14 protein-coding genes and 1 tRNA gene are annotated in these 17,023 nt (G+C 65.0%); all 15 read right to left on the bottom strand.

Annotated features, from left to right (window positions below; translation table 11 throughout):
• Window positions 1–1,097 (bottom strand): elongation factor Tu (gene tuf, locus CRT60_RS32370; RefSeq protein WP_244592947.1); only part of this gene is annotated, 1,097 nt, incomplete at its 3' end.
• A complete protein-coding gene (locus tag CRT60_RS37380) occupies window positions 1,064–1,225 on the bottom strand; it encodes a GTP-binding protein (protein WP_244592874.1) in 162 nt (53 codons plus the stop codon). The genes tuf and CRT60_RS37380, both read right to left, overlap by 34 nt.
• Before the next feature lie 38 nt (window positions 1,226–1,263).
• Entirely contained in the window at window positions 1,264–3,336 is a 2,073-nt protein-coding gene (gene fusA / locus CRT60_RS32375) for an elongation factor G (protein ID WP_098740495.1), read from the bottom strand.
• A 27-nt stretch (window positions 3,337–3,363) separates the two neighbouring features.
• Window positions 3,364–3,834, bottom strand: a complete 471-nt coding sequence (gene rpsG, locus CRT60_RS32380; RefSeq protein ID WP_098740496.1) for a 30S ribosomal protein S7 — start codon at window positions 3,832–3,834, stop codon at window positions 3,364–3,366.
• A 12-nt stretch (window positions 3,835–3,846) separates the two neighbouring features.
• Complete coding sequence (gene rpsL, locus CRT60_RS32385; RefSeq protein ID WP_012973201.1) at window positions 3,847–4,218, bottom strand: 30S ribosomal protein S12; 372 nt, start codon at window positions 4,216–4,218, stop codon at window positions 3,847–3,849.
• A gap of 323 nt (window positions 4,219–4,541) precedes the next feature.
• Window positions 4,542–8,714: a DNA-directed RNA polymerase subunit beta' gene (gene rpoC, locus CRT60_RS32390; RefSeq protein WP_098740497.1), complete on the bottom strand. Its 4,173-nt coding sequence runs from the start codon at window positions 8,712–8,714 to the stop codon at window positions 4,542–4,544.
• A gap of 103 nt (window positions 8,715–8,817) precedes the next feature.
• Window positions 8,818–13,011, bottom strand: coding sequence for a DNA-directed RNA polymerase subunit beta (rpoB, locus tag CRT60_RS32395; RefSeq protein WP_098740498.1), 4,194 nt, complete (start codon window positions 13,009–13,011; stop codon window positions 8,818–8,820).
• 247 nt (window positions 13,012–13,258) lie between these two features.
• Entirely contained in the window at window positions 13,259–13,636 is a 378-nt protein-coding gene (gene rplL, locus CRT60_RS32400; RefSeq protein WP_014246882.1) for a 50S ribosomal protein L7/L12, read from the bottom strand.
• 58 nt (window positions 13,637–13,694) lie between these two features.
• A complete protein-coding gene (gene rplJ, locus CRT60_RS32405; RefSeq protein WP_098740499.1) occupies window positions 13,695–14,219 on the bottom strand; it encodes a 50S ribosomal protein L10 in 525 nt (174 codons plus the stop codon).
• Window positions 14,220–14,528: 309 nt separating this feature from the next.
• Window positions 14,529–15,236 (bottom strand): 50S ribosomal protein L1, encoded by a 708-nt coding sequence (gene rplA, locus CRT60_RS32410; RefSeq protein WP_098740500.1) that lies wholly within the window; start codon window positions 15,234–15,236, stop codon window positions 14,529–14,531.
• Between the two features lie 4 nt (window positions 15,237–15,240).
• Window positions 15,241–15,675: a 50S ribosomal protein L11 gene (gene rplK, locus CRT60_RS32415; RefSeq protein ID WP_042690902.1), complete on the bottom strand. Its 435-nt coding sequence runs from the start codon at window positions 15,673–15,675 to the stop codon at window positions 15,241–15,243.
• Between the two features lie 159 nt (window positions 15,676–15,834).
• On the bottom strand, window positions 15,835–16,365 hold the full coding sequence (nusG, locus tag CRT60_RS32420; RefSeq protein WP_012973192.1) for a transcription termination/antitermination protein NusG: 531 nt from the start codon (window positions 16,363–16,365) through the stop codon (window positions 15,835–15,837).
• Window positions 16,366–16,368: 3 nt separating this feature from the next.
• Complete coding sequence (secE, locus tag CRT60_RS32425) at window positions 16,369–16,566, bottom strand: preprotein translocase subunit SecE (RefSeq protein ID WP_014246876.1); 198 nt, start codon at window positions 16,564–16,566, stop codon at window positions 16,369–16,371.
• Between the two features lie 71 nt (window positions 16,567–16,637).
• Window positions 16,638–16,713: transfer RNA gene (locus tag CRT60_RS32430), tRNA-Trp, on the bottom strand.
• A gap of 190 nt (window positions 16,714–16,903) precedes the next feature.
• Window positions 16,904–17,023 (bottom strand): EF-Tu C-terminal domain-related protein (locus tag CRT60_RS32435; RefSeq protein ID WP_475369097.1); only part of this gene is annotated, 120 nt, incomplete at its 5' end.

Genomic DNA, 17,023 nt, shown 5'->3' on the forward strand with positions numbered 1-17,023 from the left:
CCACCCTCGCGGATGGCGAAGCGCAGGCCTTCGTCCATGGCGATCGGGGCGATCAGCGTCACTTCCATGGCGACGTTGTCGCCCGGCATCACCATCTCGACGCCTTCCGGCAGCGCCACCATGCCCGTCACGTCGGTCGTCCGGAAGTAGAACTGCGGACGGTAGTTCGTGAAGAACGGGGTGTGGCGGCCGCCCTCTTCCTTCGTCAGGATGTAGGCTTCGGCCTTGAACTTGGTGTGCGGGGTGATCGAACCCGGCTTGGCCAGAACCTGGCCGCGCTCGACGTCCTCGCGCTTCGTGCCGCGCAGCAGCGCGCCGATGTTGTCGCCGGCTTGCCCGGAGTCGAGCAGCTTGCGGAACATTTCGACGCCGGTCACCGTCGTCTTGACCGTCGCCTTCAGGCCAACGATCTCGACTTCCTCGCCGACCTTCACGATGCCACGCTCGACGCGGCCGGTCACGACCGTGCCGCGGCCCGAGATCGAGAACACGTCTTCGATCGGCATCAGGAACGGACGGTCGACCGGACGCTCCGGCTGCGGGATGTACTCGTCCACCGTCTTCATCAGCGCCAGGACGGCGTCACGGCCGATCTCCGGCTGACGGTCTTCCAGAGCGCACAGCGCCGAACCCTTGGTGATCGGAATGTCGTCGCCCGGGAACTGGTAGGACGACAGAAGCTCGCGCACTTCCAGCTCGACCAGCTCCAGCAGTTCCGGATCGTCGACCATGTCGACCTTGTTCATGAACACAACCAGAGCCGGAACGCCGACCTGGCGCGCCAGAAGGATGTGCTCGCGGGTCTGCGGCATCGGGCCGTCGGCGGCCGACACGACCAGGATCGCGCCGTCCATCTGGGCGGCGCCCGTGATCATGTTCTTCACGTAGTCGGCGTGGCCCGGGCAGTCGACGTGCGCGTAGTGGCGGTTCTGCGTCTCGTACTCGACGTGCGCCGTCGAGATCGTGATGCCGCGCGCCTTCTCTTCCGGCGCCTTGTCGATCTGGTCGTAAGCGGTGAAGGTGGCGCCGCCGGACTCCGCCAGCACCTTCGTGATCGCCGCCGTCAGCGACGTCTTGCCGTGGTCGACGTGGCCGATCGTGCCAACGTTGCAGTGCGGCTTGTTCCGCTCATCGCCGCCGTCAGCGACGTCTTGCCGTGGTCGACGTGGCCGATCGTGCCAACGTTGCAGTGCGGCTTGTTCCGCTCGAACTTTGCCTTCGCCATGGGGTGGTCTCTCCGTTTCTCAATCGTTCCAGCGGTCTTCAGGCCACCTTGGCGCGGACGCCGTCCGCGATGGCCTGTGGCACCGGCTCATAATGGTCGAACTGCATGCTGTACTGCGCGCGGCCCTGACTCATGGAGCGCAGGGAGTTCACATAGCCGAACATGGCCGCCAAGGGAACCAGTCCCGTGACGATTCGCGCGTTGCCGCGCTGGTCCATGCCGGTGATCTGTCCCCGGCGACTGTTCAGGTCGCCGATGACGTCGCCCATATAGTCGTCCGGCGTGATGATTTCGACCCGCATCAGCGGTTCCAACAGCACCGGAGCGGCTTTTGTCATAGCCTCGTGGAAGGCGCTCCTCGCAGCAAGCTCGAAGGCGAGCGGCGAGGAGTCGACATCATGCGCCTCGCCGCCGGTCAGGGTCGCCTTGACGTCCACCACCGGGTAGCCGGCGATGACACCGCTGTCCTTCGTGGCCTCCAGCCCCTTCTGCACGCCGGCGACGAACTCGCGCGGCAGACTTGCCGCCCGGTTCTCGAAGACGAAACCGGCGCCGCGGTCCAGCGCCTCCAGCTTCAGCGTCACGCGCGCGAACTGGGCGCGATCACCGGTCTGCCGGGCGTGGACATGGTCGACTTCGGCCGAGCGCAGCACGGTCTCCCGATAGGCGACCTTGGGCGCGCCGACGGCCGCATCGACGCGGAACTCGCGCCTCATGCGGTCGACGATGATGTCGAGATGCAGCTCGCCCATGCCGCGGATCACGGTCTGGCCGCTTTCGCGGTCGACGGTGACCTGCAACGAGGGATCCTCGTGGCCGAGGCGGTTCAATGCCGCCGCCATCTTGTCGTGGTCGGCGTCGGTGCGCGGCTCGACGACGATCTCGATCACCGGTTCGGGAACATCGAGACGTTCCAGCACGATCGGCTTGGCGGTGTCGCACAGCGTGTCACCGGTCGACGTGTGCTCCAGACCGGCGAAGGCCACGATGTCGCCGGTGTGGGCGCGCTCGATCTCTTCACGGCTGTTGGCGTGCATCAACAGCATGCGGCCGATCTTCTCGCGCTCGCCCTTGACCGGGTTCAGCAGCGAATCACCGACGCTGACGGTGCCGGAATAGATGCGGCAGAAGGTGAGCGTTCCGACATAGGGGTCGTTCATCACCTTGAAGGCGAGGCCAGAGAAGGGCGCACTGTCGTTGGCAGCCCGCTCCTCGGCCCGGTCGCCACCCACCGCATGGCCGGTCACCGCACCGATGTCGTTCGGCGCCGGCAGATAATCGACCACGGCGTCCAGCATCGGCTGGATGCCCTTGTTGCGGAAGGCGGACCCGCACAGCACGGGAACCAGGGCGCCGGCAATCGTGCCCTTGCGGATCAATGCGCGCAGCACGTCGGGCGCCGGCTCCTCGCCGCGCTCCAGATAGGCGGCCACCGCCGCCTCGTCGAGGTCCAGCACGGCGTCCAGCAGCGCCTGACGGGCGCTTGCAGCCGGTGCGGCCAGATCCTCGGGAATTTCGGTGTGCTGGAATTCGGCGCCGAGCGTTTCGGCCTTCCAGATCGTGGCGCGCATCGCAACCAGATCGACGACACCGGAAAAGCCGGCTTCGCTGCCGATCGGAAGCTGAACGACCAGCGGCTTGACGCCCAGGCGGTCGGCCATCATGGCGACGCAGCCGTCGAAGTCCGCGCCGACGCGGTCCATCTTGTTGACGAAGGCCATGCGCGGCACGCCGTACTTGTCGGCCTGCCGCCACACGGTCTCGGTCTGGGGCTCGACCCCCGCGACCGCGTCGAAGATGGCAACGGCGCCATCCAGAACGCGCAACGACCGCTCGACCTCGATGGTGAAATCCACGTGGCCGGGCGTATCGATGATGTTGATGCGGTGGTCGCGCCAGAAACAGGTCGTTGCCGCCGACGTGATGGTGATGCCCCGCTCCTGCTCCTGCTCCATCCAATCCATGACGGCAGTGCCGTCATTGACCTCGCCCATGCGATAGGACTTGCCGGTATAGAACAGGATGCGCTCGGTCGTCGTCGTCTTGCCGGCATCGATGTGAGCCATGATGCCGATGTTGCGATAACGGTCGAGGGCGTGCGAGCGGGGCATGCAAAATCACCAGGACAGGCGTTAACCTTACCAGCGGTAGTGCGAGAACGCCTTGTTGGCTTCCGCCATACGGTGCGTATCTTCGCGCTTCTTCACGGCGGTGCCGCGCTGGCTGGCGGCGTCGAGCAGCTCACCCGACAGACGCTCGGTCATGGTGTTTTCCGAGCGGGCGCGGGCGGCGCTGATCAGCCAACGGATGGCCAGGGCCTGGGCGCGGTCCGAACGGACCTCGACCGGAACCTGATAGGTCGCACCACCGACGCGACGCGAACGCACTTCGAGGTGCGGCTTCACGTTGGCGAGGGCATCGTGGAAGACCTGAACGGGGTCGTTCTTGGTCTTGACCTCGATACGACCCAGCGCACCGTAGACGATGCTTTCAGCCGACGACTTCTTGCCGTCAAACATCAGGCAGTTCATGAACTTCGTCAGGACGCGGTCGCCATACTTGGCGTCCGGCAGGACTTCACGCTTCTCGGCGCGATGACGACGGGACATCGTGAGTTCTCCTTACTTCGGACGCTTCGCGCCGTACTTCGAACGACGCTGCTTACGATCCTTGACGCCCTGGGTATCCAGCGTGCCGCGAATGATGTGGTAGCGAACGCCGGGAAGATCCTTCACACGACCGCCGCGGATCATGACCACCGAGTGTTCCTGGAGGTTGTGGCCCTCACCAGGGATGTAGCTCGTCACCTCGAAGCCGTTCGTCAGACGAACGCGGGCGACCTTACGGAGCGCCGAGTTCGGCTTCTTCGGGGTGGTGGTGTAAACGCGAGTGCAGACGCCACGCTTCTGCGGGCAGGCCTCCATCGCGGGAACCTTGTTGCGCGCGGCCAACGGCTCGCGCGGCTTACGGATCAACTGGTTGATCGTCGGCATATCTGCCCTTCATCCCTTCAAGATCACTCGGCCGGACGAGCCGGACGAAGCAAAAGCCCGCCTGCGAAACGTTGCCGTTCCGAGCGGGCTGAATGAGCGAAAGCCGACCGGAGGACTCCGATCGGCGGGATCGGTGGATTCAAGCGGACGCACGGAGAGCCCCGGCGCCCTTTGAAGTTCGCGGACTTTAGGGAAAGGCCGAGAGAGAGTCAAGGACGGTATTGAAGCTTGCAGGCACCCCGACTCTCAATCGGGAGGTCCCAAAGAAAAGGGCGCGTCCCCTGCGGAACGCGCCCCCTTCCCTACTTCATCACTCCGACGGATCAGGCCGCAGAGCTTTCCTCGCCCGGGGTCGGCAGGGCCGGGGTTTCCTCCGGAGCGCCGGCCTCCAGGGCCGCTTCGCGGTCACGCTCGGCGGCGATCAGCTTCAGGCGATTCACCACGGAGCCCGTGCCGGCCGGGATCAGACGGCCGACGATGACGTTCTCCTTCAGGCCTTCCAGGTTGTCGACCTTGCCGCCGACGGCCGCTTCCGTGAGGACGCGGGTGGTTTCCTGGAACGACGCGGCCGAAATGAAGGAGCGCGTCTGCAGGCTGGCCTTGGTGATGCCCTGGAGAACCGGGTGGCCGTGCGCCGGCTGGAGGCCTTCCGCGACGGTCTTCTCGTTCTCCTCGTCGAACTCCTGACGGTCGACCTGCTCGCCCACCAGGAAGGTGGTCTCGCCGGCATCGGTGATCTCGACCTTCTGCAGCATCTGGCGAACGATCACCTCGATGTGCTTGTCGTTGATCTTCACGCCCTGCAGTCGATAGACGTCCTGGATTTCGTTGATCAGGTAGTCGGCCAAGGCCTCCACACCCATCACCGCCAGGATGTCGTGCGGCACCGGGTTGCCGTCCATCAGCAGATCGCCGCGTTCGACATAGTCACCCTCCTGCACGGAGATGTGCTTGCCCTTCGGGATCAGATACTCCTTCTCGTCACCGCTCTCGTCGTTGCGGACGACGATGCGGCGCTTGGTCTTGTAGTCCTTACCGAATTCGACGCGGCCGCTCATCTCCGAGATGATGGCGAAGTCCTTCGGACGGCGCGCCTCGAACAGCTCGGCCACGCGGGGCAGACCGCCGGTGATGTCGCGGGTCTTGGACGACTCGCGCGGGATACGCGCCAGCACGTCGCCGGCACGGACCTCGGCACCGTTCTCCACCGACAGGATGGCGTCCACCGACATGAAGTAGCGGGCTTCCAGGCCGTTCGGCAGGGTGATCAGCTCGCCCCGGTCGTCCACCAGCGCGATGCGCGGCTTCAGATCGGCACCGCGCGGCTGCTGGCGCCAGTCCACCACCACCTTGGAGCTGATGCCGGTGGCCTCGTCCATCACCTCGCGCATGGAGATACCCTCCACGAGGTCGATGTAACGGGCGGTACCGGCGCGCTCGGTGATGATCGGCAGGGTGTAGGGGTCCCACTCGGCCAGCTTGGCGCCGCGCTCGACCTTCACGCCCTCGTCCGCCAGCAGCTTGGCACCGTACGGCACGCGGTGACGCGCCCGCTCGCGGCCCTGCTCGTCGAGCAGGATCACTTCGGTGCTGCGGCCCATGACGACCGGGATGCCCGACGAGTTCATGACGATGTTGCGGTTGTTGATCCGCACCGTCGCCTCGAACGCCGCCTCGATCTGGCTCTGCTCCGCACCGCGCTGCGCCGCACCGCCGATGTGGAAGGTACGCATCGTCAGCTGGGTGCCCGGCTCGCCGATCGACTGGGCGGCGATGACGCCGACCGCTTCGCCGGTGTTGACCAGCGTGCCGCGGGCCAGATCACGGCCGTAGCACTTGGCGCAGACGCCATCGCGGGTCTCGCAGGTCAGGACCGAGCGGATCTTGACCGAGTCGATGCCCGACCGCTCGATACGGTCGACCGTCGGCTCGTCGATCAGGCCGCCGTCCTCGACAAGCAGTTCGCCGTTCAACGGATCGATCACATCGCCGACCACAGTACGGCCGAGAATGCGGTCGCCCAGCGGGCTGATGACCTCGCCGCCGTCGATCACCGCCTTGACGGTGATGCCGCGCTCGGTGCCGCAATCATGCTCGACGATGATGGCGTCCTGCGCCACGTCGACCAGACGGCGGGTGAGGTAACCGGAGTTCGCCGTCTTCAAGGCGGTGTCGGCCAGACCCTTGCGGGCGCCGTGGGTGGAGTTGAAGTACTCCAGCACGGTCAGGCCTTCCTTGAAGTTCGAGATGATCGGCGTCTCGATGATCTCACCCGACGGCTTGGCCATCAGGCCGCGCATGCCGGCCAGCTGACGGATCTGCGCGGCGGAACCGCGGGCACCGGAGTGGGCCATCATGTACACCGAGTTGACCGGCTTGCCGGCTTCGGTGGTCGAGATCGCCTTCATCATCTCGGAAGCGACCTTTTCGGTGCATTCCGACCAGACGTCGACGACCTTGTTGTACTTCTCGCCCTGGGTGATCAGGCCGTCGAGATACTGCTGCTCGAACTCCTTCACCCGCTCCTTCGACTCGTTGACCAGCTTCTCCTTGGCGGCGGGGATGACCATGTCGTCCTTGCCGAAGGAGATGCCGGCGCGGCAGGCGTGGCCGAAGCCGAGCTTCATCAGGCGATCGGCGAAGATCACCGTTTCCTTCTGACCGCAGTGGCGATAGACGGCGTCGATGACGTTGCCGACGTCCTTCTTGGTCAGGACGCGGTTGATCAGCGAGAAGGGCACCTTCGGATGGCGCGGCAGCAGCTCCGACAGGAGCATGCGGCCAGGCGTCGTTTCGACGATGCTGATCAACTCCTCGCCCTCGTCGTCGACGCCGACGTAGCGGGCCTTGATCTTCGCATGGATCGACAGGACCTTGGCGTTCAGCGCCTGCTCGATTTCCGAGACGTTGGCGAACACCATGCCCTCGCCCTTCTCGCTCGGGCGGTCCATCGAGATGTAGTAGATGCCGAGCACGATGTCTTGGCTCGGCACGATGATCGGCTTGCCGTTGGCGGGCGACAGGATGTTGTTGGTCGACATCATCAGGACGCGCGCTTCCAGCTGGGCCTCAAGGCTCAGCGGGACGTGCACGGCCATCTGGTCGCCGTCGAAGTCGGCGTTGAAGGCGGTGCAGACCAGCGGGTGCAGCTGGATCGCCTTGCCTTCGATCAGCGTCGGCTCGAATGCCTGGATGCCGAGTCGGTGCAGCGTCGGCGCACGGTTCAGCATCACCGGATGCTCGCGGATGACCTCTTCCAGGATGTCCCACACCTCGGGACGCTCCTTCTCCACCATCCGCTTCGCAGCCTTGATGGTGGAGGCGAGGCCGTACAGCTCCAGCTTGGCGTAGATGAAGGGCTTGAACAGCTCGAGCGCCATCTTCTTCGGCAGGCCGCACTGGTGCAGCTTCAGCTCCGGACCGACGACGATGACCGAACGGCCGGAATAGTCGACGCGCTTGCCGAGCAGGTTCTGACGGAAGCGGCCCTGCTTGCCCTTCAGCATGTCCGACAGCGACTTCAGCGGACGCTTGTTGGCGCCGGTGATGACGCGGCCACGGCGGCCGTTGTCGAACAGAGCGTCGACGGCCTCCTGCAGCATGCGCTTCTCGTTGCGGACGATGATGTCCGGCGCCTTCAGCTCGATCAGCCGCTTCAGACGGTTGTTGCGGTTGATGACGCGGCGGTACAGGTCGTTCAGGTCGGACGTGGCGAAACGGCCGCCGTCGAGCGGCACCAGCGGACGCAGCTCGGGCGGGATCACCGGAATCACTTCCAGGATCATCCATTCGGGGCGCGACTGCGAGGCCAGGAAGGCGTCGATCAGCTTCAGGCGCTTGACCAGCTTCTTGCGCTTGGCTTCGGAGTTGGTGTCGCGCAGATCCTCACGGCAGCGCTTCTTCTCCTCGTCGAGGTCGAGCGCGGACAGCATGATGCGCAGCGCTTCGGCACCGATCGACGCGGTGAAGGCGTCCTCGCCGTACTCGTCCTGAGCGTTCATGAACTCTTCCTCGCTCAGCAGCGAATGCAGCTTGAGCGGGGTGAGGCCGGGCTCGATGACGACGTAGTTTTCGAAATAGAGGATGCGCTCCAGATCCTTGAGCGTCATGTCGAGCAGCAGACCGATGCGGCTCGGCAGCGACTTCAGGAACCAGATGTGGGCGACCGGGGACGCCAGCTCGATGTGGCCCATACGCTCGCGCCGGACCTTCGACAGCGTGACCTCGACGCCGCACTTCTCGCAGATGATGCCGCGATACTTCATGCGCTTGTACTTGCCGCACAAGCACTCGTAGTCCTTGATCGGGCCGAAGATGCGGGCGCAGAACAGGCCATCGCGCTCCGGCTTGAAGGTGCGGTAGTTGATGGTTTCCGGCTTCTTGATCTCGCCGTAGGACCAGGACCGGATCCGCTCGGGGCTCGCGATCTGGATGCGGATCTGATCGAAGCTCTGCGGCCCCTGAACCTGGCCGAAAATGTTCATCAACTCATTCATGACCGTCTCCCGCTGGCATCGCCGCGTTGTCGGTTAAAAGCAGTGCAATGCCCCGGAGCGGTGCGCACGCACCGATCCGGGGCTTGGGTCACGTCAGACCGGCTCAGTAGTCCCGCTGGTTCAGCTCGACGTTCAGGCCGAGCGAGCGCAGCTCCTTGACCAGCACGTTGAACGACTCCGGAATGCCGGCCTCGAAGTTGTCGTCGCCGCGGACGATGGCCTCGTAGACCTTGGTGCGGCCGGACACGTCGTCCGACTTCACCGTCAGCATTTCCTGCAGGGTGTAGGCGGCGCCGTAGGCTTCCAGCGCCCAGACCTCCATCTCACCGAAGCGCTGACCGCCGAACTGGGCCTTACCGCCCAGCGGCTGCTGCGTGACCAGCGAGTAGGGTCCGATCGACCGGGCGTGGATCTTGTCGTCCACAAGGTGGTGCAGCTTCAGCATGTAGATGTAGCCGACGGTCACCTTGCGATCGAAGGTCTCGCCGGTGCGGCCGTCCACCAGCGTCGACTGGCCCGACCGGTCGAAGCCGGCGCGTTCCAGATGGACGCAGATGTCCTCCTCGCGGGCGCCGTCGAAGACCGGCGTCGCGAAGGGCACGCCCTTGCGCAGGTTCCCGCCCAGCTCCAACAGCTCGCCGTCGGTCATGTCGGCGATGTCCTCGTTGTAGGTCACCTCGCCGTACGCCGACTTCAGCGTGCCGCGCAGGGCCTCCAGCTGGGGAGCGCCTTCGGCCTTCTGGCGGATCGCCAGACGGTACTGGTCGACCGCACGGCCGATCTGCTTGCCGAGACCCGAGGCCGCCCAACCGAGGTGGGTTTCCAGGATCTGACCGACGTTCATGCGCGACGGCACGCCCAGCGGGTTCAGCACCAGATCGACGGGGGTGCCGTCCTCCAGGTAGGGCATGTCCTCCTGCGGGATGATGCGCGAAACGACACCCTTGTTGCCGTGACGGCCGGCCATCTTGTCGCCCGGCTGCAGCTTGCGCTTCACCGCGACGAAGACCTTGACCATCTTCATGACGCCCGGCGGCAGCTCGTCACCGCGCTGCAGCTTGTCGACCTTGTTCTCGAAGCGGTCCTGCAGCGCCTTGATCGAGTCGTCGAACACCTTCGCCAGGTTCTCGACGGTCTCCATCACATGCTCGTCGGCGATGGCGATCTGGCGCCACAGGCCCTTCGACAGGCCGGCCAGCACCTCGTCGGTCAGCACCGTGCCGCCCTTCATGCCCTTCGGGCCGGACTGCGCGGTCTGGCCGATCAGCACTTCCTTCAGGCGGGTGTAGAAGCTGCGCTCCAGGATGCCGCGCTCGTCGTCGCGGTCCTTGGCCAGCTTCTCGATCTCGGCGCGTTCGATGGCGAGCGCGCGCTCGTCCTTGTCGACACCGCGGCGGCTGAACACGCGGACCTCGACGATGGTGCCGACCACACCCGGCGGCAGGCGCAGCGAGGTGTCGCGGACGTCGGACGCCTTCTCGCCGAAGATGGCGCGCAGCAGCTTCTCTTCCGGCGTCATCGGGCTTTCGCCCTTCGGCGTCACCTTGCCGACCAGGATGTCGCCCGGACGGACCTCGGCGCCGATATAGACGATGCCGGCCTCGTCGAGGTTCTTCAGAGCTTCCTCACCCACGTTCGGAATGTCGCGGGTGATTTCCTCCTGGCCCAGCTTGGTATCGCGGGCCATGACCTCGAACTCCTCGATGTGGATCGAGGTGAAGACGTCGTCCTTGACGATGCGCTCGTTGATGAGGATCGAATCCTCGAAGTTGTAGCCGTTCCACGGCATGAACGCGACGAGCACGTTCCGGCCGAGCGCCAGCTCGCCCAGATCGGTCGACGGACCGTCGGCCACGATGTCGCCGGCGTTCACCCGGTCACCGACCTTCACCAGCGGGCGCTGGGTGATGCAGGTGTTCTGGTTGGAGCGCTGGAACTTCAGCAGGTTGTAGATGTCGACGCCCGGCGCCGTGCTGTCCGAGCTGTCGGTCGCACGGACGACGATGCGGGTGGCGTCGACCTGGTCGACGATGCCCGAGCGCTTGGCGACGATGGTCACGCCGCTGTCGCGGGCGACGGTCGCCTCCATGCCGGTGCCGACCAGCGGGGCGTCGGCCTTCACCAACGGCACCGCCTGACGCTGCATGTTCGAGCCCATCAGCGCGCGGTTGGCGTCGTCGTTCTCAAGGAACGGGATCAGCGCCGCGGCGACGGACACCAGCTGCTTCGGCGACACGTCGATCAGGTCGATGGCTTCCGGCCGGAACATCAGGTATTCGCCGCCCTGGCGGCAGGACACCAGATCGGCGGCGAAGCTGTTGTCCGCGTTCAGTTCGGCGTTCGCCTGGGCGACGACGTAGCGGCCCTCCTCCATCGCCGACAGATAGACCACCTCGTTGGTGACCTTGCCGTCGATGACCTTGCGGTAGGGGCTCTCGATGAAGCCGTACTGGTTGACGCGGGCATAGGTCGCCAGCGAGTTGATCAGACCGATGTTCGGGCCTTCCGGCGTCTCAATCGGGCAGATGCGGCCATAGTGCGTCGGGTGCACGTCGCGCACCTCGAAGCCGGCGCGCTCGCGGGTCAGACCGCCCGGGCCCAGCGCCGAAAGACGACGCTTGTGCGTGATCTCGGACAGCGGGTTGGTCTGGTCCATGAACTGCGACAGCTGCGACGAGCCGAAGAACTCGCGCACGGCGGCGGCGGCCGGCTTGGCGTTGATCAGGTCGTGCGGCATCACCGTGTCGATCTCGACCGAGCTCATGCGCTCGCGGATCGCACGTTCCATGCGCAGCAGGCCGACGCGGTACTGGTTCTCCATCAGCTCGCCGACCGAGCGGACCCGGCGGTTGCCGAGATGGTCGATGTCGTCGATCTCGCCGCGGCCGTCCTTCAGGTTCACCAGAACCTTCAGGATTTCCAGGATGTCCTCCTTGCGGAGCACACGCATCTGGTCGTCGGTCTGGAAGTTCAGGCGCGCGTTCATCTTGACGCGGCCGACGGCCGACAGGTCGTAGCGCTCGCTGTCGAAGAACAGGCCGGAGAACAGCGCCTCGGCCGATTCCAGGGTCGGCGGCTCGCCCGGACGCATGACGCGGTAGATGTCGATCAGCGCATCTTCGCGGCTGGCGTTGCGGTCCGCGTTCATCGTGTTGCGGATGTAGGCGCCGACGTTCAGATGGTCGATCGCAAGCACCGGCAGCTCGTCGACGCCGGTCTTCTCCAGCTTGTCGAGATCGCTCGCCGACAGTTCGTCACCGGCTTCGAACAGGACTTCGCCCGTGCGCTCGTTGATGATGTCGACGGCGAGGTAGCGGCCGGTCAGTTCCTCGGTGGAGACCTGCTGCTCGGTCAGGCCGGCCTCGACCAGCTTCTTGATGACGCGCGGAGTCATCTTGGTGCCGGCTTCGGCGACGATGGCGCCGGTGGCGGCATCCACGAGGTCGGAAATCAGCTTGACGCCCTTCATCCGATCGACGTTGAACGGGGTCTTCCAACCGCCGGCCGACCGGGTGTAGGTGATCGTGTCGTAGAAGTAGTTGAGGATCTCTTCCTTGGCCATGCCCTGCGCCTCGTAGGGCAGCAGGTCCTTGCGGTTGGCCTTGCGCTCGGCGCGCAGCGCCTCGGTCTCCGCGCCGTCCAGGGCGAACAGCAGCGTGGTGGCCGGCAGCTTGCGGCGGCGGTCGATGCGGACGTAGACGAGATCCTTGGCGTCGAACTCGAAGTCGAGCCAGGAACCGCGGTAGGGGATGACGCGGGCGGCGAACAGATACTTGCCCGACGCGTGGGTCTTGCCCTTGTCATGGTCGAAGAAGACGCCCGGGCTGCGGTGCATCTGCGAGACGATGACGCGCTCGGTGCCGTTGATGACGAAGGTGCCGTTGGCCGTCATCAGGGGCATGTCGCCCATGTAGACGTCCTGCTCCTTGATGTCGCGGATCGAACGGAGGCCGGTGTCCTCCTCGACGTCGAACACGGACAGGCGCAGGGTCACCTTGAGCGGGGCGGCGAAGGTCATGCCGCGCTGCTGGCATTCCTCGACGTCGTATTTCGGCTGCTCAAGCTCGTACTTGACGAAATCCAGCACCGCGCGGTCGGAGAAGTCCTTGATCGGGAAGACCGACTTGAAGACTTCCTGCAGGCCCAGGTTCGCCCGCTTTTCCGGGGCGACGTCCATTTGCAGGAAGTGATCGTAGGAGCTGCGCTGCACCTCGATGAGGTTGGGCATCTGGGTGACTTCCGGGATGCGCCCGAAGCTCTTCCGAACACGTTTACGACCCGTAAAGGATTTGGCCATGGATGTCCCCAAACGTCTGTACGTGATGCGCGTTATACCGACCGTTCAACCGACCGTAGGATCGAGCCGACTGGTGTCGACCGGTCCCGAGGGCGCCCGCGCGGGCCATCCCCATGATGGGGACGGAAAGAGCCGGGCCGGGCAAGCCCGGTCCGGCGGAAGGCAGAAAATGCCGTGCGGCGGCCGGTCCCCTAGGGAACCGACCGCCGTCCGGCTTGGTACTGTGTGCTTCGTACGCAACAAGGTCTTACTTAATATCGACCTTGGCGCCGGCTTCTTCAAGCTGCTTCTTGATCTTGGCGGCCTCGTCCTTCGTGGCGCCTTCCTTGACCGGCTTCGGAGCGCCCTCGACCAGGTCCTTGGCTTCCTTCAGGCCCAGGCCGGTGATCGCGCGGACTTCCTTAATCACGTTGATCTTCTTGTCGCCGGCATCGGCGAGGATCACCGTGAACTCGGTCTGCTCTTCGGCCGGAGCGGCAGCGGCAGCGGCCGGGCCGGCGGCGGCGACGGCCACCGGAGCGGCGGCGGAGACGCCCCACTTCTCTTCGAGGAGCTTCGACAGCTCGGCGGCTTCCAGGACGGTCAGGGCCGACAGATCGTCGACGAGCTTCTGCAGATCAGCCATGTTACTACTCCAAACGACTTGAGTTCTGGGGATGTAAAAAACGAGTGACTAGGCCTGGTTAGGCCGCCGCCTCGTCGTCCTTCTTCGCGTAGGCAGCAAGCACGCGGGCGACCTGGCCGCCCGGAGCCTGGAGGACACCGGCGATACGGGTCGCCGGGGTCTGGATCATGCCCACGAGGCGGCCACGCAGTTCGTCCAGCGACGGGAGCGAGGCGAGGGCCTTGACCCCCTCCGCGTCCAGAATCTGGGTGCCGAGGCTGGCGCCGACGATCTTGAGCTTCTCGTTGGTCTTCGCGTAGTCGGCCACCACCTTGGCAGCCGCAACGGGATCCTTCGAGTAAGCGATCGCCGTCGGTCCCTTGAAGAGACCGTCCAGACCCTCGAACTGCGTCCCCTGAAGGGAACGACGGGCGAGCCGGTTCTTCGTCACTTTGAAGCTGGCGCCAGCAGCCCGAACCTTCGCACGCAGGTCGGTGACTTCCTTCACCGTCAGGCCCAGATGGTGGGTGACCACCACCAGGCCCGTGTCCTGGAGCTTCGATTGCAGAGCCGCGATCGTCGCTTCTTTTTGTGTACGATCCACGGATCGCCTCCTTGCACAGAGGTGTACATGGACCCCCGTCCCCGAGGGGCCGGAGATCCGGCGAACCTGTCCCAGAAGTCAAGCCGTTCCTGAACCGGTTCCCGTCGCGCGTGGCGGCGGGGCCGGAGGGGTAAACGGGTTCAACTCCTGTCTGCGCGGGTGAATTTTAAGCCCTTCCCTCTCCTTGCGGTCGGGGACGGGCACCAGCGGTCTCGGACAGGGGTGGGCGGGTGCCCTCGGGGTTTCCCCCTCAGGCGGTCCGCCCGGACGCCGCCGCTGCCCGAGAGCAGACGGCGGCGAAACGGGTCATCAGGCGGCGGCCGTAGCCGACACGCTGGAGAGGTCGAGCTTCAGGCCCGGACCCATCGTCGACGAGAGCGAGACCTTCAGCAGGTACTGGCCCTTGGCGCCGGTCGGCTTGGCACGGGTGATGGCATCGACGAAGGCGCGGATGTTCTGGACCAGCGCCTCTTCCGAGAAGCTGACCTTGCCCACGCCGGCGTGGATGATGCCGGTCTTCTCCGCACGGAACTCCACCGCGCCGGCCTTGGCGGCCTTCACGGCGCCGGCGACGTCGGGGGTCACGGTGCCCAGCTTCGGGTTCGGCATCAGGCCGCGCGGGCCCAGCACCTTACCAAGCTTGCCGACCACGCCCATCATGTCGGGCGAGGCGATGCAGCGGTCGAAGTTGATGTTGCCGGCCAGGATCTGTTCGGCCAGATCGTCGCCGCCGACAACGTCGGCGCCGGCGGCCAGAGCCTCATCGACCTTGGCGCCACGGGCGAACACCGCCACGCGGACGGTCTTGCCGGTGCCGTTCGGCAGGTTCACGACGCCGCGGACCATCTGGTCGGCGTGGCGCGGATCGATGCCGAGGTTCATCGCGATTTCGATCGTCTCGTCGAACTTGGCCTTGGCGGCACCCTTCACCAGGGTGACGGCCTCTTCCAGCGAGTAGAAGGAGTCGCGGTTAACGGTCTTGTAGGCGTCGGTCAGACGCTTGCCCAGCTTCGCCATAGGATCAGCCCTCCACCACTTCGAGGCCCATCGAGCGGGCGGAACCGGCGATCATGCTCGCGGCGGCTTCGACGTCGTGCGCGTTTAGGTCGGCCATCTTCTTCTGGGCGATCTCGCGGATCTGCGAGGTCGTGACCTGGCCGACGAAACCACCCTTGCCGGGGGTCGTCGAACCCTTGTCCTTGCCCGAAGCCTTCTTGAGGAAGTAGCTGACCGGCGGGGTCTTCGTCACGAAGGTGAAGGTGCGGTCGCCGTAGGCGGTGATGACCACGGGAATCGGCATGCCGACTTCCAGGTCCGCCGTCTTGGCGTTGAACGCCTTGCAGAACTCCATGATGTTCAGGCCGCGCTGACCCAGCGCCGGGCCGATGGGCGGCGACGGGTTGGCCTTGCCGGCCGGGACCTGCAGCTTGATGTAACCGACGATTTTCTTCGCCATCTCACAACCTCCTGGGACGACGCCTCACGCACTTGACCGGATGGTCCGGCGCGGCGCCGCGGGGTTTTGCGGTTCGGCCATGGCGAGCCTCCCGCAACAGAATGAAGCCACCGATGCAAGCACCGGCAGCTCCGACTCATAAACCTTGGAACCTTGCGATCAGATCTTTTCGACCTGCGTGTATTCCAGCTCGACCGGCGTGGAGCGACCAAAGATCGAAACCGCCACCTTGAGGCGGGATTTCTCTTCGTCGACTTCCTCGACGACACCATTGAACGAGGTGAAGGGACCGTCGCTCACTCTCACCTGCTCGCCCACCTCGAAGGTGATCGAGGGCTTGGGGCGCTCAAAGCCTTCCTGCACCTGATGGATGATCCGCTCGGCCTCGCGCTGGGAAATCGGCTGCGGCTTGCCGCCGCCACCCAGAAAGTCCGTGACCTTCGGCGTGTTCTTCACCAGCGACCAGGATTCATCGGTCAGGTCCATCTTGACGAGGACATAGCCAGGGAAAAACTTGCGTTCGGTGTTGATCTTGGAACCCCGGCGCACTTCGACCACTTCTTCGGTCGGGACCAGGATTTCCTCGAATTTGTCTTCCAGACCCTTCTGAGCCGCCTTTTCGCGGATGGCCTGGGAGACCTTCTTTTCGAAACCCGAGTAAACGTGAACGACGTACCAGCGCGCAGCCATGTCTCAGCCCCCCAGCCCAAGGATCAAGCGAACGGCAACCGCCAGCACCTGATCGACGACGAGGAAGAACAGGGCGGCGAGCACGACCATGACGAACACCATGGCGGTCGTGATGCCGGTTTCCTTGCGGGTCGGCCAGGTGACCCTGGCTACCTCGCGGCGGACCTCGCGCGCGAATTCTGCGGGATTGACTTTAGCCATCGTGCGAACCGTGCGAGCTCCGGAGCGACTGTGAGGGCGCCGCTTTTACCCTAACCATTATTGGGACGGGATGGCAGGAGTGGAGGGGATCGAACCCCCAACCCCCGGTTTTGGAGACCGGTGCTCTACCAATTGAGCTACACTCCTATCTCCGTCCGGCCACACCTTTCGGCGTGGGAGGCCGCTTAAAGCATTCTTTAGGCGGCCATGTCAAGGCCTTTCGACCTGACTTTCGGAATAACTTTCAGAACGGCTTTCCGGAAGCCCAACCGTACTCTTCAGCCAGACAACCTCCCCCGCCGAGCCGGAGCCCGGCGGGGGAGGCAGGCTTATAGCATCACTCGACGATCTTGGCAACGACGCCGGCGCCGACGGTGCGACCACCCTCGCGGATGGCGAAGCGCAGGCCTTCGTCCATGGCGATCGGGGCGATCAGCGTCACTTCCATGGCGACGTT

The sequence above is a fragment of the Azospirillum palustre genome, from assembly GCF_002573965.1.
In the GTDB taxonomy this organism is placed as follows: domain Bacteria; phylum Pseudomonadota; class Alphaproteobacteria; order Azospirillales; family Azospirillaceae; genus Azospirillum; species Azospirillum palustre.